Origin of the sequence: Psychrobacillus sp. OK032, from assembly GCF_900111345.1 — a bacterium.
Taxonomy (GTDB): domain Bacteria; phylum Bacillota; class Bacilli; order Bacillales_A; family Planococcaceae; genus Psychrobacillus.
The window spans coordinates 45,284-68,532 of record NZ_FOGY01000005.1 but is presented as its reverse complement, the minus strand read 5'-3'; the positions used below and the strand labels follow the sequence as shown (position 1 = coordinate 68,532).

The 23,249-nt window shown below is 38.0% G+C and carries 21 protein-coding genes, 1 pseudogene and 1 riboswitch; of the genes and pseudogenes, 20 read left to right on the top strand and 2 right to left on the bottom strand.

Annotation, left to right across the window (positions count from 1 at the left end; all coding sequences use genetic code 11):
- The first annotated feature begins 3 nt into the window (after window positions 1-3).
- The gene (locus BMZ04_RS11015; protein WP_093269885.1) at window positions 4-879 is read left to right on the top strand and encodes a 5'-3' exonuclease; all 876 of its coding nucleotides are present in this window, start codon (window positions 4-6) and stop codon (window positions 877-879) included.
- Here BMZ04_RS11015 and BMZ04_RS11010 read toward each other — a convergent pair.
- Window positions 870-1,394 (bottom strand): C39 family peptidase, encoded by a 525-nt coding sequence (locus BMZ04_RS11010; protein ID WP_093269882.1) that lies wholly within the window; start codon window positions 1,392-1,394, stop codon window positions 870-872. The genes BMZ04_RS11015 and BMZ04_RS11010 overlap by 10 nt on opposite strands.
- Before the next feature lie 311 nt (window positions 1,395-1,705).
- Here BMZ04_RS11010 and eis point away from each other — a divergent pair, with 311 nt between their 5' ends.
- The 3 genes and pseudogenes from eis to BMZ04_RS10995 all read left to right on the top strand — a co-directional run bounded on the left by eis (window position 1,706) and on the right by BMZ04_RS10995 (window position 5,102).
- Window positions 1,706-2,962, top strand: a complete 1,257-nt coding sequence (gene eis / locus BMZ04_RS11005) for a GNAT family N-acetyltransferase (RefSeq protein WP_093269878.1) — start codon at window positions 1,706-1,708, stop codon at window positions 2,960-2,962.
- A gap of 71 nt (window positions 2,963-3,033) precedes the next feature.
- Window positions 3,034-3,909, top strand: coding sequence for a GNAT family N-acetyltransferase (locus tag BMZ04_RS11000; RefSeq protein WP_093269875.1), 876 nt, complete (start codon window positions 3,034-3,036; stop codon window positions 3,907-3,909).
- 236 nt (window positions 3,910-4,145) lie between these two features.
- Window positions 4,146-5,102 (top strand): annotated as a pseudogene (locus BMZ04_RS10995) (2-hydroxyacid dehydrogenase).
- Window positions 5,103-5,317: 215 nt separating this feature from the next.
- Here the strand turns inward: BMZ04_RS10995 and BMZ04_RS10990 are convergent.
- Window positions 5,318-5,635, bottom strand: a complete 318-nt coding sequence (locus BMZ04_RS10990; RefSeq protein ID WP_093269870.1) for a thioredoxin family protein — start codon at window positions 5,633-5,635, stop codon at window positions 5,318-5,320.
- Window positions 5,636-5,889: 254 nt separating this feature from the next.
- On the opposite strand from BMZ04_RS10990, the gene BMZ04_RS10985 reads away from it, so the two are divergent.
- The 16 genes from BMZ04_RS10985 to sufU all read left to right on the top strand — a co-directional run bounded on the left by BMZ04_RS10985 (window position 5,890) and on the right by sufU (window position 23,241).
- Window positions 5,890-8,316 carry a 3-hydroxyacyl-CoA dehydrogenase/enoyl-CoA hydratase family protein gene (locus BMZ04_RS10985; protein ID WP_177184413.1) on the top strand — a complete coding sequence of 809 codons (2,427 nt, stop codon included), beginning with the start codon at window positions 5,890-5,892 and terminating at the stop codon, window positions 8,314-8,316.
- A 30-nt stretch (window positions 8,317-8,346) separates the two neighbouring features.
- Window positions 8,347-9,522: an acetyl-CoA C-acetyltransferase gene (locus tag BMZ04_RS10980; RefSeq protein WP_093269861.1), complete on the top strand. Its 1,176-nt coding sequence runs from the start codon at window positions 8,347-8,349 to the stop codon at window positions 9,520-9,522.
- Window positions 9,523-9,945: 423 nt separating this feature from the next.
- Entirely contained in the window at window positions 9,946-11,727 is a 1,782-nt protein-coding gene (locus BMZ04_RS10975) for an acyl-CoA dehydrogenase family protein (protein ID WP_093269858.1), read from the top strand.
- A gap of 200 nt (window positions 11,728-11,927) precedes the next feature.
- Window positions 11,928-12,290 carry an arsenate reductase family protein gene (locus BMZ04_RS10970; protein ID WP_093269856.1) on the top strand — a complete coding sequence of 121 codons (363 nt, stop codon included), beginning with the start codon at window positions 11,928-11,930 and terminating at the stop codon, window positions 12,288-12,290.
- Between the two features lie 74 nt (window positions 12,291-12,364).
- The gene (gcvH, locus tag BMZ04_RS10965) at window positions 12,365-12,745 is read left to right on the top strand and encodes a glycine cleavage system protein GcvH (RefSeq protein ID WP_093269852.1); all 381 of its coding nucleotides are present in this window, start codon (window positions 12,365-12,367) and stop codon (window positions 12,743-12,745) included.
- A gap of 76 nt (window positions 12,746-12,821) precedes the next feature.
- Window positions 12,822-13,172 carry a toprim domain-containing protein gene (locus BMZ04_RS10960; protein ID WP_093269848.1) on the top strand — a complete coding sequence of 117 codons (351 nt, stop codon included), beginning with the start codon at window positions 12,822-12,824 and terminating at the stop codon, window positions 13,170-13,172.
- An 11-nt stretch (window positions 13,173-13,183) separates the two neighbouring features.
- Window positions 13,184-13,504 (top strand): thioredoxin family protein, encoded by a 321-nt coding sequence (locus BMZ04_RS10955; RefSeq protein WP_093269843.1) that lies wholly within the window; start codon window positions 13,184-13,186, stop codon window positions 13,502-13,504.
- A gap of 41 nt (window positions 13,505-13,545) precedes the next feature.
- Window positions 13,546-13,650: riboswitch (SAM riboswitch) on the top strand.
- 399 nt (window positions 13,651-14,049) lie between these two features.
- Window positions 14,050-15,075 carry a methionine ABC transporter ATP-binding protein gene (locus tag BMZ04_RS10950; protein WP_093269839.1) on the top strand — a complete coding sequence of 342 codons (1,026 nt, stop codon included), beginning with the start codon at window positions 14,050-14,052 and terminating at the stop codon, window positions 15,073-15,075.
- Window positions 15,068-15,736 (top strand): methionine ABC transporter permease, encoded by a 669-nt coding sequence (locus BMZ04_RS10945; RefSeq protein WP_093269834.1) that lies wholly within the window; start codon window positions 15,068-15,070, stop codon window positions 15,734-15,736. Before BMZ04_RS10950 ends, BMZ04_RS10945 begins: the two co-directional genes overlap by 8 nt.
- A gap of 62 nt (window positions 15,737-15,798) precedes the next feature.
- Complete coding sequence (locus BMZ04_RS10940; RefSeq protein WP_093269831.1) at window positions 15,799-16,605, top strand: MetQ/NlpA family ABC transporter substrate-binding protein; 807 nt, start codon at window positions 15,799-15,801, stop codon at window positions 16,603-16,605.
- Window positions 16,606-17,722: 1,117 nt separating this feature from the next.
- Window positions 17,723-18,676, top strand: coding sequence for a nuclease-related domain-containing protein (locus BMZ04_RS10935; RefSeq protein ID WP_093269827.1), 954 nt, complete (start codon window positions 17,723-17,725; stop codon window positions 18,674-18,676).
- Between the two features lie 298 nt (window positions 18,677-18,974).
- Window positions 18,975-19,130, top strand: coding sequence for a hypothetical protein (locus tag BMZ04_RS22380; protein ID WP_177184412.1), 156 nt, complete (start codon window positions 18,975-18,977; stop codon window positions 19,128-19,130).
- A 343-nt stretch (window positions 19,131-19,473) separates the two neighbouring features.
- A complete protein-coding gene (gene sufC / locus BMZ04_RS10930) occupies window positions 19,474-20,253 on the top strand; it encodes a Fe-S cluster assembly ATPase SufC (protein WP_093269824.1) in 780 nt (259 codons plus the stop codon).
- 18 nt (window positions 20,254-20,271) lie between these two features.
- Entirely contained in the window at window positions 20,272-21,579 is a 1,308-nt protein-coding gene (gene sufD / locus BMZ04_RS10925) for a Fe-S cluster assembly protein SufD (RefSeq protein WP_093269820.1), read from the top strand.
- Window positions 21,579-22,808, top strand: a complete 1,230-nt coding sequence (locus BMZ04_RS10920; RefSeq protein WP_093269815.1) for a cysteine desulfurase — start codon at window positions 21,579-21,581, stop codon at window positions 22,806-22,808. The genes sufD and BMZ04_RS10920 overlap by 1 nt, the downstream gene beginning before the upstream one ends.
- The gene (gene sufU, locus BMZ04_RS10915) at window positions 22,798-23,241 is read left to right on the top strand and encodes a Fe-S cluster assembly sulfur transfer protein SufU (RefSeq protein WP_093269812.1); all 444 of its coding nucleotides are present in this window, start codon (window positions 22,798-22,800) and stop codon (window positions 23,239-23,241) included. The genes BMZ04_RS10920 and sufU overlap by 11 nt, the downstream gene beginning before the upstream one ends.
- The last annotated feature ends 8 nt before the right edge of the window (window positions 23,242-23,249 follow it).

Below are 23,249 nucleotides of genomic sequence, written 5' to 3'. Positions count from 1 at the left end.
AAGATGACTCAGGATAAACCACATGTACTAATAGTAGATGGAATGGCACTATTATTTCGCTCATTTTTTGCTACGGCGATGTCAGGAAACTATTTTAAGAATGATAAAGGGGTTCCAACAAATGCAGTGCAAGGATTTGCTCGTCACGTATTAGCTGCTCAAAATTTAATCCAGCCTACGCATATGGCAATATGTTGGGATAAAGGAGCGCACACATTTCGTAATGAACTTTACGATGGATACAAAGCAAACCGTCCGAAGCCAGCAGAAGAACTAATCCCTCAATTTGATATGGCACAAGATTTGTCAAAGCATTTAGGATGGATGAACTTTGGAATTGTTGGGATGGAGGCAGATGATACAATCGCTTCGATTACACATAAATGGCAAGATGATGCGAAATTCACGATAGTTAGTGGAGATAAGGATTTATTGCAATTATTGCACCCATCTACGGAAATCGCTTTTACGAAAAAAGGATTTACAATCTATGATGTTTACAATGAAGCACGTTTTATAGAAGAGTACGGGATCTCGCCATTGTTATTCCCTGATGTAAAAGCATTCATGGGTGACACTAGCGATGGCTATGCTGGAGTAAAAGGAATTGGACCGAAAACAGCATTGCAACTAGTACAAACATATGGAACAGTAGAAAAAGTAATTGAATCGCTTCCTTTACTGAAAGCTGGCCAACGAACGAAAATTGAAACGGACTTAGAAATGTTGAAATTATCGAAAGAACTTGCAACGATTAGAAGAGATGTCCCGATAGAAGCAGAATTAGATCACTTGATTGTACAGGATATTGCATCTACGAAATTCGATTATTTGTATGAGCATGGCTATACGATTTTGGCGAGACAACTTCAAAAATAAATGTTAGATGTCGGTGTAACTCGAATGAAAGTTAATATCGATGCGTTTTGGCTATAGGGAACTTTGCGAATTTTGCTTTCACGATTTCGACCACCATTATCATGAATAATTAAAACAAGTTCATCGTTTGCCATTTCATATCCGATAAGGGGTACCCAGTGATAAGCGAAAGTCGATTTTTTGTTCCACTGTAATGAAAAGTATTTATCGAATTTGAGTGCAACTAGTCGCCCGTTTTTAAGCTCATTTAGTGCTGTATGAAGGGAACATTTTTCAATTTGCCAATTCGGACCGAGTATTTTGCGCATATTACGAACAAATCGATGGGTAAACAATCCAATACGGGTGCCACCTAATCTCTTATACAGGTCATTCGGGTGATAAGTACTCTTATTCGGCGATAAATAATTTAATAGAACGTATGCAGTAACAGGTCCGCAAGCAGAAGTACGGTAAGTCGTATGAATAGACGAATCATATTGAGAGATACCTTGGACAGGCAATTGGATTTTCATATGTACCCTCCTTGTAAAGAAGAGTTTTTCCTAATCCGTTAGGAGGAACTCTTTTTTAATTTTGCACTACTTATTGTAACAAAAAAATCGAATATTTATATGAAGTCTTATTACATTGATTGAAGTGGAAAGCGTCCGCCCGAAGCGGAAATCAAATTTTTCGGATTTAAATTCTTAAGTATAAATTAAAACATACTTTGTCTAAGTTGCAACCATGTAAGCTATAGAAAATATATTATCAAAATAATAAGAATAAACTATAATTACACTAGCTATTCATTCTACATTTTTTTTCGAAAGGGGAGATTAACTTGATTCGACTTTTACAAAAGCAAGACCTAGAAGCAGCGGCAAACATTGCAGCTTTTGCGTATCCAGGCATGAACATCCAAACCGCAGAGAAACAAACGGAACTTGTAGATCGTTTAACAAAAGAGCAAGAGGAACAAAATGGTATTCATTATTTTGGGTATTTTAATGTGGAAGAAGAACTTCTAGGTATGTATCGTTTGAATGATTTTGAATGTAATTTAAATGGTAAATTTCAACGGATTTTTGGAATTGGTATGGTTGCAGTCCATCTTCTACATAAAAAAGAGAAAATTGCATACAAACTTCTGTCTCATTTCCATGAGTATGCTATTCAGGAAAATGTAATCCTAGTATCCTTGTACCCGTTTAATCCAAGTTTTTATCGAAAGATGGGTTATGGTTATGGACCGATGAAATATGAATTTAAAATTAAACCAAATGCTCTTATTACAAATGGAGAAAAAGGATTGGTTAAGTTCTTGTCTCCCAAAGATGAGGAAGCAATCGTTTCCCTGTATAACGACTATGCCCAAAAGAATCATGGGATGATTAAAAGAACGTGGACCGAACGACAACGAATTAAGAATGCAACAAACAATTATGTTGGTGTTGTAGAAAAGGGGCAATTAATAGGTGCATTAGCATTTACATTAGAACCAGTAAAAGATAGTCACTTTTTACATCAACATATGATTGTCCAAGAATGGATTTGGACTAATCCGACTGGTTATAAACAGTTAGCAGCATGGTTACATTCACAGCAAGATCAAGTGGATAGAATTATCTTTCGGACACATGATAAATCATTTTTGCATGCACTTACGAGTCCATTGAATGATTCGAATCATCTTATTCCAAGTGTATACCATGAAGTGGCAACATCCGGAACAGGACTGATGTATCGAATAACTGATGTTATTGATTTTATTCACGAAATGAATTTTCATCAACTTAGAAAACCGGATGAATATACAAGAATAGTATTAGAAATAGAAGACACATTCTTACCAACACAAAACGGCTTATACGAAGTCATTTATAATGGTGACTTTTGGAATGCTACAAAATTATTGAATTCCACTGAAGAAGCAAATATCCAAATAGGCATTCATGATTTAAGTTCTTGGTGGATGGGATGTGTTTCTATAGAGACGCTGAATAATTATGGGACAGTTTCTATAAATAATGTAAATATCAAAATGCTAGATGAGTGGTTTAAGCCGAGGCAAGGTCCTATTTGTTTTACTACGTTTTAAATTAGGAATGTACAGATTTGGTTCTGAATATAAAAAGTTAAGAATTGTAATTTAATAAGGGGTGTTATGAATTGATTACATTTAAAACAATGGACCACATTACGTTTAAAGAAGCACATGAACTATTTACGAATGGGTTTGAAGGATATTATATTCCTATGAAAATGTCATTGGATGCTTTTGTTGCCCGTTTTGGAAATGATAATCTTTCACCAACATTGTCGATTATTATGTTTGATGAAGGTATACCGGTAGGATTTGTGTTACAAGGCATTCGAGAAGTAAATGGTCAAAAAATAGCTTGGAACGGTGGAACAGGAATTATTCCAGAGTACAGAGGGAAAAAACTTGGTGCTGTGTTGGTAGAAAAAGCTCTAAACATATTGAAAGAGCAAAATATAGATATTGCGACCTTAGAAGCTTTGTCTATTAATAAGCCAGCGATTAGACTATACGAAAAAGTTGGCTATAAAGTAATCGATACACTACATTTATTAGAAGCAGATGGAGAGCTCACTTTTGATGAAAAAGTGGCAAATGAATTTTTATTAAGAAGAATACCTGCTTTACAAGCAGTAAATGCAGGAATCTTTCCTGCCATTGTTCCATGGCAGGTTGATCCAACGATTATTCCAAAGGTGGGTGGAGAAGCGGTTATTGCAAGGAGAGGCAATGAGTTACTAGCTGCTTGTCTAGTAAGAACGAAGCAACAATTCGGCTTAGAAGCGGAAGGCGTCACTTTATTCCAAGCTATCGTTAATAAGGATAATGAAGAAGGGGAGCGTGCACTCCAAGCGGTACTACAAGAAGGCTTACTTTTCCAACACTCCCTTAAAAGGACGACTTATAATTTTATGAATCATAACAAAAAAGCGATTCCTTTTTTAGAAAGCAAAGGATTTAGGAGTACGGACATTTCGCAAGTATTCATGGTAAAGGAATTATAGAGGGAAAGAATTAAAAGACGGTTCCTACTATTATAGTGAGAGTTTTTCCTTTTCAACAGGAAGAACTCTTTTTTAATTTATATTAATTCAATTAAATTTGCACGTTGTCTTAATCTATTCAATATAAAAGAATTATTATTTGAATTTTAAAAATATTAATTGATTGAGTTATTCGTTTGCCATACAATTAGAGATATTAATAGCTATGGAGCAAATTAATTAGGAGGAACTTAAGTATGCAAAAAGTAATAGTATATAGAAAAGTGGATCCACGTGTTTTAGATTATTTACGTACAAAATGTGAAGTAGTTTATTTTGAAAAATTAGATGAATCAACGTATCCTCATTTCATCTCTCATCTAAATGATACAGTAGCATTGTTAGGTTCTGCTCTAAAGATAGATGAAGAGATTTTGGAAAAAAGTCCAAAACTGAAAGTAGTAAGTAATATTTCGGTTGGATATGATAATTTGGATTAAGATTTATTAACAAAACGAAATATAGTAGCAACAAATACACCAGGCATTTTGAATGAAACTGTAGCGGATGCAGTGTTCGGTGTACTTCTTTCTGCAGCTAGAAGAATACCAGAGTTGGATGCATGTGTGAAACAAGGAAATTGGGATGCAATGATTGGAGAAGAGTTATTTGGAAATGATGTTCACGGAAAAGTGATTGGAATTATTGGGATGGGTGGAGTTGGAAAGGCAATTGCCACGCGTGCAAAATTTGGCTTTGGTATGGACATTCTATATCACAATAGAAGTCGTGATGAGGAAATCGAATCGATTTATGATGCACAGTATTGCAGTTTTCAGGACTTACTGAAACGTTCAGACTTTGTATGTAATATGGTTCCACTAAGCGAAGAAACAAAAAATATGTACGGCGCTGCTGAATTTAAGCTGATGAAGAAAAACGCTTTTTTTGTAAACGGATCACGGGGGGCTGTCGTCGATGAAGATGCTTTAGTTGAAGCATTGAGGAATAAAGAAATTGCGGGAGCTGGATTGGACGTTTATAAACAAGAGCCCGTTGATATCAATCATCCGCTATTGAAGTTTCCAAACGTTGTAACTACACCACATATAGGATCCGCGACGGTAGAAACGAGATTCAAAATGGGGATGTTAGCTGCTGACTCTGTTTTAACGGTACTTAGAGGGGAATCCCCTACGAATGCATTGAACTAATTAACCTCGCGTGATGAAATGACTAAAGAATAGTGTTAAATGAAATATTACTTATGAATAAAGCCCTTTGAAACTAAATTAATAGTTTTAAAGGGCTTTATAAATTTGCATTTATTAATTCTGTGCATCCAAAAATTCAGTTACTTGCTCCTGCGCGAAGCTCGTCGCAGAGTATAAAGATATTTCTCCGAGCGAAAATATCCCCATTGTACTAATTAAATCTGTGCATCTAGAAATTCAGTTACTTGCTCAGGAGATTTTGCGTTTGCACTATGTAAATGTGCTTTTTTCTCTCCATTTTGATAAATAAGAAGGCTTGGAATACCCATTACTTCGTATTTTTCAGCGATTTCAGGTAGCTCGTCTCGATTCACTTCATACCAAGTATATTGGTTATATTTTTCAATGATTGGATCGATGAACATTTCCATACGACGGCAATCAGGACACCAGCCAGCTTCGAATTTTACTAGCACTTCATTGTCCCCAGATATGATTTCGTTGAATTGTTCTGCAGTTGTAATTTTATTCATGATATTACCTCCAATGATTTTGTTATTATGTCTAGTTCCAGCGCCTTGCCCCGCGTGATCAAATGAATGCCTTCCTTATTCCCATTTGCCTGTCGGGGCAGACATAGGCACTTACACTTTTCTTGTAGTTTACACTGTTTATGAAAGACTAGAAAGAAAATTGCTCGAAATGATTCATTTTATTATTGCGAAAATTTAAAAAATGTTCTAAACTAATAGTCATAGAGAGTGTTTCTATTTTTTTTGCTTATAAAATGAATGAGTGTTCATTCAAAATAAAGGGGAGGCTTTTGCACGTGACATTTCAAATTAAAAGAGCAGCGGTTCTTGGCTCGGGGGTAATGGGGTCAGGAATTGCAGCTCACTTGGCGAATATTGGTATACCAACATTACTATTAGATATCGTACCAAAAGAAGTGAGTAAAGAAGAGGAAGCAAAGGGGGTATCTTTGGAGCATCCCCAATTGCGCAATAAATTTGCCCAATCAGCATTACAAAAATTGCTGAAACAAAAACCGGCACCTCTTACATCTACTAAAAACGCACAACTAATTACTGCAGGCAACTTAGAAGATGATTTAGAAAAGTTAAAAGAGGTCGACTGGATCATTGAAGTAGTAGTCGAAAACCTAGACGTGAAAAAAAACTTATATAAAAAAATAGACGCAGTACGAAAAGCGGGGACAATCATTAGTTCTAATACTTCAGGAATTAGCATTAATGCAATGGTGGAAGGACGATCTGAAGATTTTGCTAAGCATTTTCTTGGGACGCATTTCTTTAATCCGCCACGATATTTAAAGCTGTTAGAAGTGATACCTGCTAAAACAACAGATGCTAAAGTAGTAGATTATATGAAGCAATTCGGAGAGGACATTTTAGGAAAAGGGGTTGTTTTAGCAAAAGATACACCTAACTTTATTGCTAATCGAATCGGAACATATGGATTACTTATTACGCTACGCGAGATGCAAGCGCGTGGATATTCTATAGGTGAAGTGGATTCGGTTACTGGTCCACTAATCGGTCGACCAAAATCTGCTACGTTCCGAACGTTAGATGTTGTTGGATTGGATACGTTTGCACATGTTGCAAAAAACGTATATGACTTAACGATTGGCGAAGAACAGAAAGTGTTTGAAGTACCTGCTTTTATGCATAAAATGCTTGAAAATAAATGGCTTGGTGCAAAAACAGGTCAAGGTTTCTTCTTAAAAGAAGGAAAAGAAATTAAAGAATTAAATCCAGAAACACTTGAATATGAGCCTGTTAAAAAGCTAAAAACACCATCGATGGAAATGGCGAAACAACAAAAAGGTTTAGCGGCAAAAGTGAAAACGTTAACATATGCAAAAGACCGTACTGGAGAATTGCTTTGGAGCATCTTAAGCCCAACACTTATTTATTCTGCTGAACTTCACGGGGCAATTGCAGACGATATCGTATCCATTGACCAAGCGATGAAATGGGGATTTGGCTGGCAGCAAGGACCGTTTGAAATATGGGATGCAATTGGTGTAAAAGAGTCAGTTGAAAAAATGAAAGCAGAAGGACAGGAAATTCCTGTATTTGTACAGTCACTATTAGATAAAGGGTTCGAATCATTTTATAAAGAAGAAAACGGAGATCTTTATTACTTCGACGGTAATGACTATACTATTGTTTCTTTCAATGAAAAGGTAATTGATCTGAAGAGATATAAGAAAAAACATGGTGTTATAAAGTCCAATTCTGGAGCTAGTTTAATAGATTTAGGGGACGGAATCGCATTACTAGAATTCCATTCTAAATCGAATGCAATTGGACTCGACATCATTCAAATGATTAACTTTGCGATTGATGAAGTAGAGAAAAACTTCAAAGGGCTTGTCATTGGAAACCAAGGGAAAAACTTTAGTGTTGGTGCGAACCTTGGCATGATTTTAATGGAAGCACAAGATGACAATCTATTTGAATTAGATTTTGTCATTCGAAGCTTCCAAAATGCGATGATGAAAATTAAATACGCTTCCAAACCGGTAGTAGTGGCTCCCTTTGGTATGACGCTTGGTGGTGGTGCAGAAGCTTGTTTACCAGCAGCTCATATTCAAGCAACGACAGAAACCTATATGGGTCTAGTAGAAGCGGGGGTTGGACTAATACCTGGTGGTGGCGGAAACAAAGAGCTATATATGAAGCATTTAAAAGGACTACCAAAAGGCGTTCAAGTGGATTATCAATTTGTTGCAAATAAAGTATTTGAAACAATTGCGATGGCAAAGGTTTCCACTTCAGGTGAAGAAGCGCTTGAAAACAACTTCTTAAACTTTGCAGATGGTATTAGTGTGAATGCGGATCACCAATTATACGATGCGAAACAAGCGGCACTTAGTCTTGCACATGCAGGATACAAAGCTCCATTACGAGAAAAGATTCCGGTAACAGGTTCTCCTGGTTATGCAACATTACTATTAGGTGCAGAAGGTATGTTCTTATCAGGTTATATTAGTGAGCATGACTTGAAAATCGCCAAAAAGCTTGCTTATGTGATTGCTGGTGGAGAAGTTCCATACGGTACTTTGGTGGATGAACAATATTTACTTAATTTAGAGCGAGAAGCATTTTTAAATTTAGTTGCCGATCCAAAATCGCAAGCAAGAATGCAACATATGTTAGTGAAGGGTAAGCCATTACGCAACTAAGTTTGCGTAGGTGATAAAGGAGGAAAACTCATGCGTGAAGCAGTTATCGTAGCAGGTGCAAGAACACCGGTTGGTAAAGCGAAAAAAGGGTCTTTAGCGACTGTTCGTCCAGACGATTTTGGAGCATTAGTTGTGAAAGAAACATTGAAAAGAGCGGGCGGTTATGATGGTCCGATCGATGATTTAATACTAGGATGTGCTATGCCAGAAGCGGAACAAGGGATGAATGTAGCACGAAATATTGGTGCATTAGCAGGTCTTCCAGATTCGACACCTGCGATCACAGTGAATCGCTTTTGTTCATCGGGCTTGCAATCGATTGCGTATGCAGCAGAGCGGATAATGCTCGGGCATTCCGAAGCAATTATTGCGGGTGGAGTAGAGTCGATGAGTATGGTTCCAATGATGGGGAATACGATTCGACCGAATGCTCATTTAGCAGAAACAGCTCCACAGTACTATATGGGAATGGGGCATACTGCAGAGCAAGTGGCAACTAAATACGGGGTGAGTAGAGAAGACCAAGATGCGTTTGCAGTTCGTTCACATGAACTTGCTGCGGCTGCAATTGCTGCTGGGAAGTTTAACGATCAAATTGTTCCAGTAGAAGTAGTGAAGCATTTTGTAGATGAAAATAATAAAGCGCAAGAGAAGAAGTTTCTATTTGAAATGGACGAAGGCGTTCGAGTTGGCACGTCCATCCAAACACTTGCAAAGTTACGTCCTGCATTTAACGTACGCGGATCAGTAACAGCGGGTAACGCATCGCAAACTTCTGATGGAGCAGGGGCAGTTTTAGTGATGGACCGTGGAGTTGCAGAAGCGCAAGGATTAAAACCAATCGCAAAATTTCGTTCGTTTGCAGTAGGCGGCGTTGCACCGGACGTAATGGGAATTGGCCCAATTGTAGCAGTGCCAAAAGCATTAAAGCTTGCAGGTTTATCCATTGAAGATATCGACGTTTGGGAGATTAATGAAGCATTCGCTTCTCAATCCATCCAAGTTGTACGTCATTTAGGGATTGATCTAGATAAAGTAAATGTAAATGGGGGTGCAATCGCACTAGGTCATCCACTTGGAGCTACTGGTACTATTTTAACATTAAAAATGCTGAGCGAACTTAAACGTCAAGGAAAGCAATTTGGTGTTGTGACGATGTGTATTGGCGGAGGAATGGGAGCAGCAGGCGTTTTTGAACTTTTATAACTTCATTCAGCATATGTTTTCTGCGAGGAGCTCGCGCAGGAGCAAACAATAACTGCTGAATTTCAAGGAACTCTGGCTAGGAGCGCCGCGTCCTGCGGCAACGCCTGAGTGACCAACATCCTGTTGGCCCAAAGCCTCCGGTGGATGCCACAGATTTTTAGAGGGATTTATCGAGCGGGCTCAGGCCTGCGTGATACAGCTCGGTTAGCTGTTGTCGCAAGGATGCGACGGTCTTAGGCTAACTTCCTTACTTGATCTGGGCGCACTGTTTTCTGCGACGAGCTCGCGCAGGAGCAATGTTTTTCTTGCGGAGCTGAACAAAGTGAAGCGGAAGCAATGTTTTTCCTGCGGAGCTGAACAAAGTGAAGCGGAAGCAAATACGCCGAGGCGTATTTGATTACTAAAAAGTAGGGGGAAATGAACATGACGGAAGTGAAGGAAGTTATTAAAGGTGGAAGCTTTTTAGTAGAAGATATCGAGGCAAGTCGTATATTTACACCAGAGGATTTTACAGATGAGCAAAAAATGATTGCGAAAACTGCAGAAGATTATGTAACGAATGAAGTTTTACCTGTTGTAGAAAAACTAGAGCATCACGAGTTTGAGCATTCTGTTCGATTACTTAAATCTGCAGGTGATTTAGGATTACTAGCAGCTGACATTCCAGAAGAATATGGTGGAATTGCATTAGATAAAATTTCTTCCGCATTAATTGCGGAAAAACTTTCTGTTGCAGGTGGTTTTTCCATTACACACGGTGCACATGTAGGAATCGGAACATTACCAATCGTACTTTTTGGGAATGAAGAACAAAAACAAAAGCATTTACCAAACTCTGCTTCTGGAGACAAAATCTTTGCTTATGCACTTACAGAGCCGGGCTCAGGCTCAGATGCACTGGGGGCTAAAACAACGGCGAAGCTAAATGCGGAAGGTACACACTATATATTAAACGGGGAAAAACAATGGATCACAAATGCAGGCTTTGCGGATGTATTTGTTGTATATGCAAAAGTGGATGGAGAGCATTTCACTGCATTCATCGTGGAACGTGAATTCACTGGCGTTTCTGTTGGAGCGGAAGAAAAGAAAATGGGGATCAAATCATCTTCTACACGCACGCTTATTTTACAAGATGCACAAGTGCCCGTAGAAAATCTACTAGGTGAAATTGGTCGCGGTCATGTGATTGCATTTAATATTTTAAATATTGGCCGTTACAAATTGGGAGTTGGAACTGTTGGAGGTTCAAAACGTGCATTAGAATTAGCGATTTCCTATTCTAATCAACGTCAACAATTTAAAACACCTATTTCTTCTTTTAATTTGACGAAACAAAAATTAGCGACAATGGCGTCTAAATTATATGCAACTGAAAGCTTAATCTACCGTACAGTTGGTTATTTTGAGGAGCGTATGAGCAGATTGAGTGAAGCAGAGCAAAAAGATGGGAAAGCAATTGCAGCGTCAATAGCGGAATATGCAATTGAATGTTCTATTAACAAAGTAGTAGGTTCAGAAGTGCTCGATTATATCGCAGACGAAGCGGTTCAGCTACATGGTGGATATGGCTTCATGCAAGAATATGAAGTAGAACGCATTTATCGTGACTCTCGTATTAACCGTATTTTCGAAGGAACAAATGAAATTAACCGACTAATCGTTCCAGGAACTTTCTTGAAAAAAGCAATGAAAGGCGAATTGCCACTCCTTCAAAAAGCACAAAGTCTTCAAGAAGAGCTACTCATGATGATGCCGGAAGAAGTAGGTGATGAACCATTAGCGCAAGAAAAGTTATTAGTAGCGAATGCAAAGAAAATTGGTTTACTAGTAGCAGGTCTTGCAGCACAACGATTCGGCACAAAACTAGAGGCAGAGCAAGAAGTACTTGTGAACATTGCTGATATTGCAAATAACTTATTCGCCATGGAGTCTGCAGTATTACGTACAGAAAAAGCAATAGCTCGTGATGGAGTAGAAAAGGCGAACCAAAAACTACTTTATACGCAAATCTTCTGTCAAGAAGCATTCGAAGAAATTGAAAAAGATGCGAAAGAAACTCTAATCGCATCTATAGAAGGCGATACATTACGCATGATGCTTTCCGCTCTTCGTAAACTAACTCGATACACGCCGTATAATGTTATTACTAAAAAACGTGAAGCATCGGTTAAGTTGATTGATGCGGAGAAATATGTCGTTTAACTTTACTCAGCGAATAGGCATGTCGCATTCATGCAACAACGGTTAGCTGATCTGCATGACGCGACCTTTTATCACAATTCAAAATCTGGACATAATTACGACTCGGCGTAATGATTGACCTCACCGCAAAAATACTGTGAACCGCAAATGCGCTTCACAGTATTTTTTGATATGATAAGAAGAAAAAAAGGTGAGAAATAATGACGATTCAATTTTTTGGTTATCCTAAATGTAGTTCATGTAATAAAGCAAGTAAGTGGTTGAAGGAAAATGATGTAGAATTTACATATCATCATATTGTTGAGAATCCTCCTACAAAAGAGTTAATACAAGAAATATTAGAAAAAACAAACATCGAATTAAAGAAACTTTTTAATACGAGCGGTACGAAATACAGAGAGTTGCAATTAAAGGAAAAGCTACCAAATATGACGGAAGCGGAACAAATCGAAACGCTAGTATCTGATGGGATGCTTGTGAAAAGACCACTTGTTTTTAATGATGAACATTTGACACTTGGTTTTAAAGAAGAAGAGTTTGAACAAATTTGGACAAAGTATTAAAGTAGTTGTTTTTACGATAAAAATATGTGAATATTATAGATGAATGTAGAACATATTTGAGAGGGGTATAATTTATGAGCACACCAAAAGAATTGAAGTACTCAGAAGAGCATGAATGGGTAAAAACAGAAGGTGGAAATGCACGTATCGGTATTACTCATTTTGCACAATCTGAGCTTGGGGATATCGTGTTTGTTGAGCTTCCACAAGTGGGAGACGATATTAAAGCAGGAGATCCATTCGGTAGTGTAGAATCAGTTAAAACTGTTTCAGAACTTTATGCGCCTATTAGTGGGAAAGTTGTTGAAGTAAATAGTGAGCTAGAAGATAGCCCTGAATTTGTAAACGAATCTCCGTATGAAAATGCATGGATGATCGTTGTAGAACCATCAGATACTACAGAAATCGATGGTTTATTAACTGCTGATCAATACGAAGAATTAATTTCAGAATAATAATCAAAACGCCGGTTGTTTGTCGGCGTTTTTTTCATATACTAATTTAACGATGATGATTAGGGAGAGAAGCTAATTGGCTAATGTTTTTAGTGAAAAGGTAATTCTCGTCGAAGGAAGGTCGGATAAGCTTCAACTTTTACGACTTCTTGATGAATCCCCAGAAATTATTTGCACCAATGGTACGATCTCCAATGTGAAGCTGGAGGAAATTTTAAGCCCATATGATGATTTGCCGATCTATGCTTTTTTAGATGCGGATAAATCAGGCGAACAAATACGTTCAATCGTCCGAAAGGAATATCCAGAAGCAATTCATCTATACACCAATCCGATGTATTGTGAAGTGGCAAACACCCCTTTCAAAGTTTTGGCTTCTATATTGAAACGTGTTAATATTAAAGTGAAAAAAGAATTTTTACTTTAGGATGATGTTTTGTGAATGAATGGACGCGTGAACAGTGGGAGCATTATAAAAATGACAACGAGCTTTCACTATTCTATCTCTATACACCGATGTGCGGTACTTGCATGGTGGCAAGTAAGATGATGCTAGTTATTAATGAATTAGTGCCGAATCCAGTAGGCCAAGCAAATATAAATTATTTAGAAAACCTTGCAATGGAATATGAAATAGAAAGCGTCCCATGCTTATTGATCGCCAAAAAGGGACACGTATATAAAAAAATATACGCATTTCAATCGGTTCCTTTTTTGTTAGAAACCATAAAAAACATTGACGATCAAGCTGTGATATGATAATATACGTCTTGCTGAGCTTTAAAAATTAAATAGTGTTACTCTTATTAAGAGTGGTGGAGGGAAGTGCCCTACGAAGCCCGGCAACCGTCATGAGAATGAAATGGTGCCAAATCACGCAAAGCGTATGCTTTGGGAAATGAGAGAATGGATAAGTTCTTTTTAGATGAAAACTTACTTCCCTTCTGCTCTTTTGCAGGAGGGATTTTTTACTTTATTCAGTGGCATTAAACCCTGCGCCTGGTTACTCGTCGCAAATAATAACTGCTGAATATTAAGGAACTCTGGCTAAGATCGCCGCGTCCTGTGGCAACGATTGCATGACCCACATCCTGTGGGACTCGGGCGCCTGAGTGACTAACATCCTGTTGGCCCAAAGCCTCCAGCGGATGCCGCAGATTTTGAAAGGTGTGGAACGTTGTTAGCCTAAACACGTCACATCCAGGTGACAACGGCAACTGACCTGTATCACGCAGGTCTCAGCTCAATTCAAAATCTGGGCACAATTACGGAGAGGCGTAATTGATTAGAAAGGTGAGATTTACATGATAAGTTTAAAAGACGTTTCGAAGAAGTTTAATACGAAACAAGGTACAATAATTGCTGTTGATGATGTAAATCTTGACATAAAGCAAGGCGAAATTTTCGGCATTATTGGATATAGTGGTGCTGGAAAAAGTACATTAATCCGGTTGCTCAATGGATTAGAGAAACCAACTGGTGGAAAAATAATCGTAAATGGAAAAGAAATTACTTCGATAAACGAGGACAAGCTTCGTCAAGTTCGACACAAAGTAAGTATGATTTTTCAACATTTTAACTTGTTATGGTCTAGAACAGTTGCAGAAAATATTGCTTTCCCGCTTGAAATTGCCGGAGTTCCAAAGGATCAGCGATTGGCACGCGTCAATGAGTTGATAGAACTTGTCGGGTTAGAAGGAAGAGGGAATTATTATCCTTCGCAACTATCAGGTGGACAGAAACAGCGTGTAGGAATTGCCCGTGCATTAGCAAATCGTCCAGAAGTTTTACTTTGTGATGAAGCGACATCTGCACTTGATCCAGAAACTACGGATGCTATTTTAGATCTTTTAGTCAGCATCAATGAGAAACTTGGTTTAACCATCGTATTAATCACACACGAAATGCAAGTCATTCAAAAGATCTGTAATCGAGTGGCAGTAATGGAAGGTGGGCGTGTTGTAGAAGAAGGGGATGTGCTAGAAGTCTTCCAAAATCCACAACAACCTATTACGAAAAGGTTTGTTACACAAGTTTCTGACACGACACAAACAATGCAAACGATACAAAACTTAGTGGATTTATATCCAAACGGCAAGTTAATCAAACTCACTTTTGTTGGAGAACAAACCGAGCAACCAATATTATCTAGGCTCATCAAACAATTCAAGTTGGAAGTTAATATCGTTCAAGGGAATATTTCGCACACAAAAAGTGGTGCATTTGGAACATTGATTCTTCAATTAGATGGCGACGCATCAGCGATAGATGAAGCAATACAATTTATTCATGAACAGAAAGTAAGTACAGAGGTGATCAACAATGATTAATACGCTTTTCCCGAATGTTGATTGGCCTAAAATGTGGGAAGCCGCACTAGAGACATTATATATGACAGCAGTTTCCACTATTTTAACTGCAATTTTTGGTTTAGCACTTGGGCTTTTATTATTTTTAACAAGTCCACAACAAGCATGGGCAAATAAATTAGCGAACTGGTTAACAGGGGCTTTTGTTAATATTTTCCGATCAATTCCGTTTATTATTTTAATTATTTTATTAATCCCTTTTACAAAATTACTTCTTGATACAATTCGTGGTCCGAATGCGGCGTTCCCTGCTCTTGTCATTGGGGCTGCTCCGTTCTATGCACGTATGGTGTTAATCGGTTTACGAGAAATTGATAAAGGTGTTTTAGAAGCGGCCAGATCAATGGGTGCGAAAACGTCTACTATTATATGGAAGGTTTTACTTCCTGAATCGATGCCAGCTTTAGTTTCTGGGATTACTGTCACTTGTATTTCACTCGTTGGATATACGGCAATGGCGGGAATAATTGGTGCCGGCGGATTAGGAACACTTGCGTTTTTAGATGGCTTCCAACGCAATCAAACGGATGTCACATTAATGTCAACGATTTTAATTCTAATCCTTGTATTTATTATTCAATGGATTGGCGATATGATCACTATGAAAATTGACAAACGGTAATGGTGTTCACGGGTTTACCCGATCACATATAAAAATGGGGAAAATAAAAGGAGAGAATTAGCATGAAAAAGTTTTTAGCAGGAGCATTATTATCAGTAAGTGCACTGACACTTGCGGCTTGTGGAGAAGAAGAAAGTAATCAATTAGTAGTAGGTGCTTCAAACACACCACATGCTGTCATTTTAGAAGAAGTAAAACCAATCTTGGAAGAGCAAGGTATTGAATTAGTTATAGAATCTTATCAAGACTATGTATTACCAAATAAAGATTTAGAATCTGGTGAGTTAGATGCTAACTATTTTCAACATATTCCATATCTAGAGGATCAAATTGCTACATTTGATTATGATTTCGTCAATGCTGGTGGAATTCACATCGAACCAATCGGATTATATTCTAAAAAATATGATTCTGTTGAAGAGCTTCCAGAAGGTGCTACGATTTTAATGAGTAACTCAGTTCCTGACCATGGTCGTGTTTTAGCTATGCTTGAAAATGCAGGATTAATCACTTTGGCAGAAGGAGTAAATAAAACTACTGCTGAAATCTCTGATATCGTGGATAATCCAAAAAATCTTCAATTCGACCCTAACTACGAATCTGCTTTAATGGTTCAGTTGTATGAAAATGACGAAGGTGATGCATTACTTATTAACTCAAACTACGCAATCGATGCTGGGTTAAATCCAATTGAAGACTCTATCGCAATTGAAAACTCAGATTCACCATATGTAAATATCATTGCTACAAAAGCTGGCGACGAAAACAATGAAAACATTAAAGCATTAGTAGACGCGTTACACTCACAAGAAATCCAAGACTTCATCCAAAACGAGTGGGGCGGTTCAATCGTACCAGTGACGGAATAAATAAAGAATGATCAAGCGGGCACGCGTTAAGTGCCTGCTTTTTTAGTTTTTCTAGAAGTGAAATCGCTTAGTTGTGTATGCACGGTATAGGGAGAGTAACCGCCAGTAAAGATTGCAGCGCTCCTAAGAGATGCCCATGCGCTCCTAAAGAAAGATTATCCGCTCCTAAACGAAGCGCATCCGCTCGCAGAATTTCGTATCGCTCCTAAAAGATGCCCATGCGCTCGTAAAGAAAGGTTATCCGCTCCTAAACAAAGCGCATCCGCTCGCAGAATTTCGTATCGCTCCTAAGAGATGCCCATGCGCTCGTAAAGAAAGATTATCCGCTCCTAAACGAAGCGCATCCGCTCGCAGGAATTCGCAGCGCTCCTAAAAGAGGCCCATGCGCTCGTAAAGAAAGATTATCCGCTTCCTAAACGAAGCGCATCCGCTCGCAGAATTTCGCAGCGCTCCTAAGAGATGCCCATGCGCCCCTAAAGAAAGGTTATCCGCTCCTAAACGAAGCGCATCCGCTCGCAGAATTTCGTATCGCTCCTAAAAGATGCCCATGCGCTCGTAAAGAAAGATTATCCGCTCCTAAACGAAGCGCATCCGCCCGCAGAATTTAGTATCGCTCCTAAAAGATGCCCATGCGCTCGTAAAGAAAGGTTATCCGCTCCTAAACAAAGCGCATCCGCTCGCAGAATTTCGTATCGCTCCTAAAAGATGCCCATGCGCTCGTAAAGAAAGATTATCCGCTCCTAAACGAAGCGCATCCGCCCGCAGAATTTCGTATCGCTCCTAAAAGATGCCCATGCGCTCGTAAAGAAAGATTATCCGCTCCTAAACGAAGCGCATCCGCTCGCAGAATTTCGTATCGCTCCTAAGAGATGCCCATGCGCTCCTAAAGAAAGATTATCCGCTCCTAAGAGATGCGCATCCGCTCGTAAAGAAAGGTTATCCGCTCCTAAAAACAAAGCGCATCCACCGGTAATACTTCACTGTGCCCCTGAGTGAAACTTATTTTCTTGAAAAAACCACCTATTCGCACATCGGAAAGAATATCACGTTCAATTCTCAGAAATTATTAGTATTATTTTTCTGTTCATGCTATTCTGATTTTTGAGGTGGTGGAAAATTGATTGTAAAAGCGTATTCTAAATCTATTCATTTGGAAGCGATGGAAATGCTTCTGAAGCGACTTTCTGTAGATCATCCAATTTATTCAAAAATATCAAATCAAATTGGTACTACTAGAGCGGGTGATATCGGGGAGGAGATGGTTTTTCGAGAACTCGAGAAAATGAAATTGCCTTTTAAATACTATGTTTTTCATAAATTACTTCTGTTTGCAGAGAATGCATTTGAGTTGGATATTTTACTAATCACTCCTTTTGGCGCTATTATTTTGGAAGTGAAAAATTTTTCGGGGATATTAGAATTCACTGGGAATCCATCACAGATCATACAACACAAAGAATCAGGGGAGATAAATAAATACCCTTGTCCAGCAGCCCAATTAAATGAATATAAGTATCAACTCTTGCAGTTTTTCAATGATCAAAACATCCCGATACCGATATACGGAGCAGTTGTTTTTGCATCACGAAAGAGCTTCGTAAAAATTACTTCTGATAAGGCAGAAATTCTTTATAGAAACGAAGTGAGCCCGTTCCTTCGAAAATTTCAAAAACTTAAACCCACACTGACTGAAGAAGATATGGAAAAAATAAAAGATATTCTTCTACAGAAAAATACCCCATTTGCTTATTTTCCACTTTCCAAACATTTTTCTATCCAATCAGAAGATATCATTCGAGGTGTTGAATGTAATAGATGTGGATATCTAGGAATGCAAAAAAGAAACCGAACATGGTACTGCCCATCATGTAGAAAAAATGATTCCTCTGCATATAAAAACACTATTACCTCCTACTTTCTATTATGCAAAGATTCTATTACAAATAAAGAATGTAGAGATTTTCTCCTTTTAAGCAATAGACACGAAGCAAAAAGGATCTTAGCCAACTCAAATCTAATTAAAACTGGGAATAATAAATCGACAATATATAAAATAAAGCATAGTTTATAATTGGTCATTCCTAAAGTTCCTTTTCCTCTCTCAAACAGTAATCCAAATAATCGTAATGCAAGCTGGGGCTTTAACGGTGCAATGAAAGGGTTAATGATTGCCCCATTAGAGTGCAAGATAGTTTTGGTACTGCAACAAACGTAAAAGGCGATAGAGCACTTCTATTATCATTAATAGATTCAACAAAGAAAATAAATGTTTAATATGAATGTACGTGGGTATGTAACATAGTGTAGGTGTAAAATATCGAAAGGAATGATTCATTATCAATTCAGAGGGATTACCTTACACGGAACAAATGGACCACGCATTCAGAGGGGTACACGGATTCGGATACGACGAATTACGGAACAGCCAAGCTTTGCGAATGAAAGTTGAAAAAAGAAGACAGCGAGATTACGAGAAAAGTATACAAGTTGTTGCTAGAATTGATGCGCAATCATTTAGAGGCTAATAAGATTAAATCCATGAAGACATGTTCTTCGTGGATTTTTTTTACTTGACTCAGCAAATACTTCAAAATCTGTACACGATTATGCCAAGGCGTAATTGATTTAACACTACCAACATAGTGAAATCAATTCTCAATTAGACGGTCGTATTGAAAATATCAACTTATTCCAATTTCAAAAAAAGTTTAAGAGAAAAGACATAAATATCAAGATTTTTCTATGTTTTATATATTAAATAAGAAACTGTTTCAAAAGATTTGCCTAAGACTTCAGTTTGGGTTAAGATTAGAATGATAATAAATTAGAATGGTTAAACATTCATAGTTACTTAATGGAGGTTATTCAATGTCAACTTTAGTGATTAAGGATTTACACGTTGCAATAGACGGTAAAGAGATACTTAAAGGTGTTAACTTAACTATTAACACAAATGAAATTCACGCAGTTATGGGTCCAAATGGTACTGGTAAATCTACTTTAGCATCTGCTATTATGGGTCATCCTAAATATGAAGTAACTTCTGGTTCAGTTGAATTAGACGGAGAAGATGTATTAGCAATGGAAGTAGACGAGCGCGCACAAGCAGGTCTATTTTTAGCAATGCAATATCCAAGTGAAATTACTGGAGTTACTAACGCAGACTTCTTACGTTCAGCTATTAACTCTCGTCGCCCAGAAGGTGAAGAAATCTCATTAATGAAATTCATCCGCGAATTAGATAGCAAGATGGAATTTTTAGAAATGGACCTTGATATGGCACAACGTTATTTAAATGAAGGATTCTCAGGTGGAGAGAAAAAACGTAATGAAATTCTTCAATTAATGATGTTACAACCAAAATTCGCTATCTTAGATGAAATTGACTCTGGTCTAGATATCGATGCACTTAAAGTTGTTTCTAAAGGGATCAATGAAATGCGTGGGGAAGGCTTCGGAAGTCTTGTAATCACTCACTACCAACGTTTACTTAACTACATCACTCCGGATTATGTACACGTAATGATGCAAGGTCGCGTAGTAAAATCAGGTGGTCCTGAGCTTGCGCATAAATTAGAAGCACAAGGTTATGACTGGATTAAAGAAGAATTAGGAATTGAAGACGAGACAGTTGGACAAGAAGCATAAGAAAGGGGACGAATACGCATGACGGTTGAAACAAAATTGGCATTAACCGAGCAAGATATCCGCTCCTTTTCAGAAGGTAACCAAGAACCAAGCTGGATGACGGATCTTCGTCTAAAAGCATTCGGTGAACTTGAGACACTTCCAATGCCAACACCAGATAAAACAAAAATTACAAATTGGAATTTCACTGAATTTCCTACACATACTGTAGAAAGCAATGCCTTTTCTTCATTAGATGAACTTCCAGAAGAAGTAAAAGTACTTGTGCATGCAGAAGAACAAAAAAACATCTATATTCAGCATAATAATACACCTGCTTTTGTATCATTATCAGAAGATTTACAAGCAAAAGGTGTCATTTTTACGGATATTTACACAGCCCTTCGTGAGCATAGTGATCTTGTTCAAAAATACTTTATGACTGATGGTGTAAAAGTAAATGAACATAAACTCACTGCACTTCATGCAGCACTTTTAAATGGTGGAGTATTTGTATACGTACCGAAAAATGTTGTAGTAGAAGAGCCAATTCAAGTTATTTATTTACATGATAATGATTCAGCATCTCTATTCAACCACACATTACTTGTTGCGGATGATAACAGTGCTGTAACATATGTAGAAAATTACTTATCTACAGTAGAAAAAACAACTGGCCAAGCGAATATTATTTCAGAAGTTATTGTAAAAGATAATGCGAAAGTAACATTTGGTACTGTAGATGTATTAGCAGAAGGATTTACAACTTATGTAAACCGTCGCGGGGTAACTGGTCGTGATGCAGTGCTTGAATGGGCACTAGGGATGATGAACGACAGCAATACAATTTCTGAAAATGTAACTCATTTAGTTGGAGATAACTCAGAAGGCCACGTGAAAATGGTTGTTGTAGGTCGCGGGAAACAAAAGCAAAACTTTACAACAAAAGTTATTCACTGGGGTAAACATACAGAAGGCCAAATCTTGAAACACGGTGTGATGAAAGATGAAGCTTCTTCTATTTTCAATGGTATCGGGAAAATTGAATTCGGTGCAACAAAATCGAATGCAGAACAAACTTCCCGTGTCCTTATGTTAAGTGAAAAAGCTCGTGGGGATGCAAACCCAATTCTTTTAATCGATGAAGATGATGTAACAGCAGGTCACGCAGCTTCTGTTGGCCGAGTAGATCCACTTCAGTTGTACTATCTAATGAGCCGCGGTATTTCACAACAAGAAGCAGAGCGTTTAGTAATCCACGGATTCCTTGCCCCTGTAGTGAATGAATTGCCAATCGAAGGCGTGAAGAAACAGCTGACGGAGGTTATTGAAAGGAAAGTTCGCTAATGCTCAGTAAAGAGATTCGAAGCTATTTTCCCATATTAAATCAAGAGATTAATGGTCATCCACTCGTTTATTTGGACAGTGGGGCCACTTCTCAAAAGCCAGTACAAGTTATTGAAGCGATTAAAAAGTATTATGAGTTCGAAAATTCAAATGTTCACCGTGGTGTTCATACACTTGGTAACCGTGCGACTGAAAGCTATGAAGGAGCACGTGAAAAAGTTCGTAAATTCATGAATGCTAAATCTACACAAGAAATTATTTTCACTCGTGGTACAACGACTTCTATTAATACAGTTGCACAAAGCTATGGTCGTGCAAATGTAAAAGAAGGCGATGAAATTGTTATTACGCATATGGAACACCATTCGAATATCATTCCTTGGCAACAACTTGCGAAAGAAACTGGAGCTACACTGAAATATATCGACTTAGAAGCAGACGGGACACTTTCATTGGAAAAAGTCAGTGCAACAATTACGGATAAAACAAAAATCGTATCGATAGTCTATGTTTCCAACGTACTTGGTACGATGAACCCGATTAAAGAAATTACACAAATTGCACATGAACATGGAGCTATTATGGTTGTGGATGGAGCTCAAGCTGCACCGCACTTAAAGTTAGATGTTCAAAACTTAGATTGTGATTTCCTTGCTTTTTCTGGTCATAAAATGTGTGGTCCTACTGGTATTGGTGTACTTTACGGAAAACAAGCATTGCTAGAAAAAATGGAGCCAATTGAATTCGGTGGAGAAATGATCGACTTTGTAGGATTGTATGAATCTACGTGGAAAGAGCTTCCTTGGAAATTTGAAGGTGGCACACCAATCATAGCGGGTGCAATTGGTCTTGCAGCTGCAATTGATTTCCTAGAAGAGATTGGATTAGATGAAATAGAAAAACATGAGCATGAACTTGCTACTTACGCAATGGATAAAATGCTAACAATTGAAGGCTTGACTATTTATGGACCAAACGATCCGTCTAAGCGAGCTGGAATTGTAACATTCAACTTAGATGATGTGCATCCACATGATGTTGCAACCGTACTTGATATGAGCGGTATTGCTGTTCGTGCAGGTCATCATTGTGCACAACCATTGATGAAATGGTTACAATGTACGGCTACTGCAAGAGCAAGTTTTTATCTTTATAATACAGAAGAAGATATTGACCGTTTAGTTGCTGGATTGCGCACTACAAAGGAGTATTTTAACGATGCCTTCTAATAATTTAGATCAATTATATCGACAAGTAATAATGGATCACTATAAAAATCCTCGTAATAAAGGAAGTATAGAGGATGGCGCATTGACAATTGATATGAATAACCCGACATGCGGTGACCGTATTCATCTAACACTTCAAGTGGAAGATGGTGTCGTTCAAAATGCAAAGTTTGACGGGGAAGGTTGTTCTATTTCCATGTCATCTGCATCGATGATGACACAAGCAGTAAAAGGAAAGAAAATTGATGAAGCACTTCAATTATCACATATCTTTTCTGATATGATGCTTGGGAAAGAATACGATGATTCCATTGACCTCGGGGATATTGAAGCATTAAATGGTGTTGCAAAATTTCCTGCACGTATTAAGTGTGCGACACTTGCGTGGAAAGCGATGGAAAAAGGCGTTTCGGAAGAACAACAACAAAATTAGAACGGAGG

Excerpts from the sequence above, each read along its gene's own strand:
- BMZ04_RS11015 (WP_093269885.1), top strand. The coding sequence starts at position 4 with ATGACTCAGGATAAACCACATGTACTAATAGTAGATGGAATGGCACTA.
- BMZ04_RS11010 (WP_093269882.1), bottom strand. The coding sequence starts at position 1,394 with ATGAAAATCCAATTGCCTGTCCAAGGTATCTCTCAATATGATTCGTCT.
- BMZ04_RS10990 (WP_093269870.1), bottom strand. The coding sequence starts at position 5,635 with ATGAATAAAATTACAACTGCAGAACAATTCAACGAAATCATATCTGGG.
- BMZ04_RS10985 (WP_177184413.1), top strand. The coding sequence starts at position 5,890 with ATGAATGAGTGTTCATTCAAAATAAAGGGGAGGCTTTTGCACGTGACA.
- BMZ04_RS10980 (WP_093269861.1), top strand. The coding sequence starts at position 8,347 with ATGCGTGAAGCAGTTATCGTAGCAGGTGCAAGAACACCGGTTGGTAAA.
- BMZ04_RS10975 (WP_093269858.1), top strand. The coding sequence starts at position 9,946 with ATGACGGAAGTGAAGGAAGTTATTAAAGGTGGAAGCTTTTTAGTAGAA.
- BMZ04_RS10970 (WP_093269856.1), top strand. The coding sequence starts at position 11,928 with ATGACGATTCAATTTTTTGGTTATCCTAAATGTAGTTCATGTAATAAA.
- gcvH (WP_093269852.1), top strand. The coding sequence starts at position 12,365 with ATGAGCACACCAAAAGAATTGAAGTACTCAGAAGAGCATGAATGGGTA.
- BMZ04_RS10950 (WP_093269839.1), top strand. The coding sequence starts at position 14,050 with ATGATAAGTTTAAAAGACGTTTCGAAGAAGTTTAATACGAAACAAGGT.
- BMZ04_RS10945 (WP_093269834.1), top strand. The coding sequence starts at position 15,068 with ATGATTAATACGCTTTTCCCGAATGTTGATTGGCCTAAAATGTGGGAA.
- BMZ04_RS10940 (WP_093269831.1), top strand. The coding sequence starts at position 15,799 with ATGAAAAAGTTTTTAGCAGGAGCATTATTATCAGTAAGTGCACTGACA.
- BMZ04_RS22380 (WP_177184412.1), top strand. The coding sequence starts at position 18,975 with ATGGACCACGCATTCAGAGGGGTACACGGATTCGGATACGACGAATTA.
- sufC (WP_093269824.1), top strand. The coding sequence starts at position 19,474 with ATGTCAACTTTAGTGATTAAGGATTTACACGTTGCAATAGACGGTAAA.
- sufD (WP_093269820.1), top strand. The coding sequence starts at position 20,272 with ATGACGGTTGAAACAAAATTGGCATTAACCGAGCAAGATATCCGCTCC.
- BMZ04_RS10920 (WP_093269815.1), top strand. The coding sequence starts at position 21,579 with ATGCTCAGTAAAGAGATTCGAAGCTATTTTCCCATATTAAATCAAGAG.
- sufU (WP_093269812.1), top strand. The coding sequence starts at position 22,798 with ATGCCTTCTAATAATTTAGATCAATTATATCGACAAGTAATAATGGAT.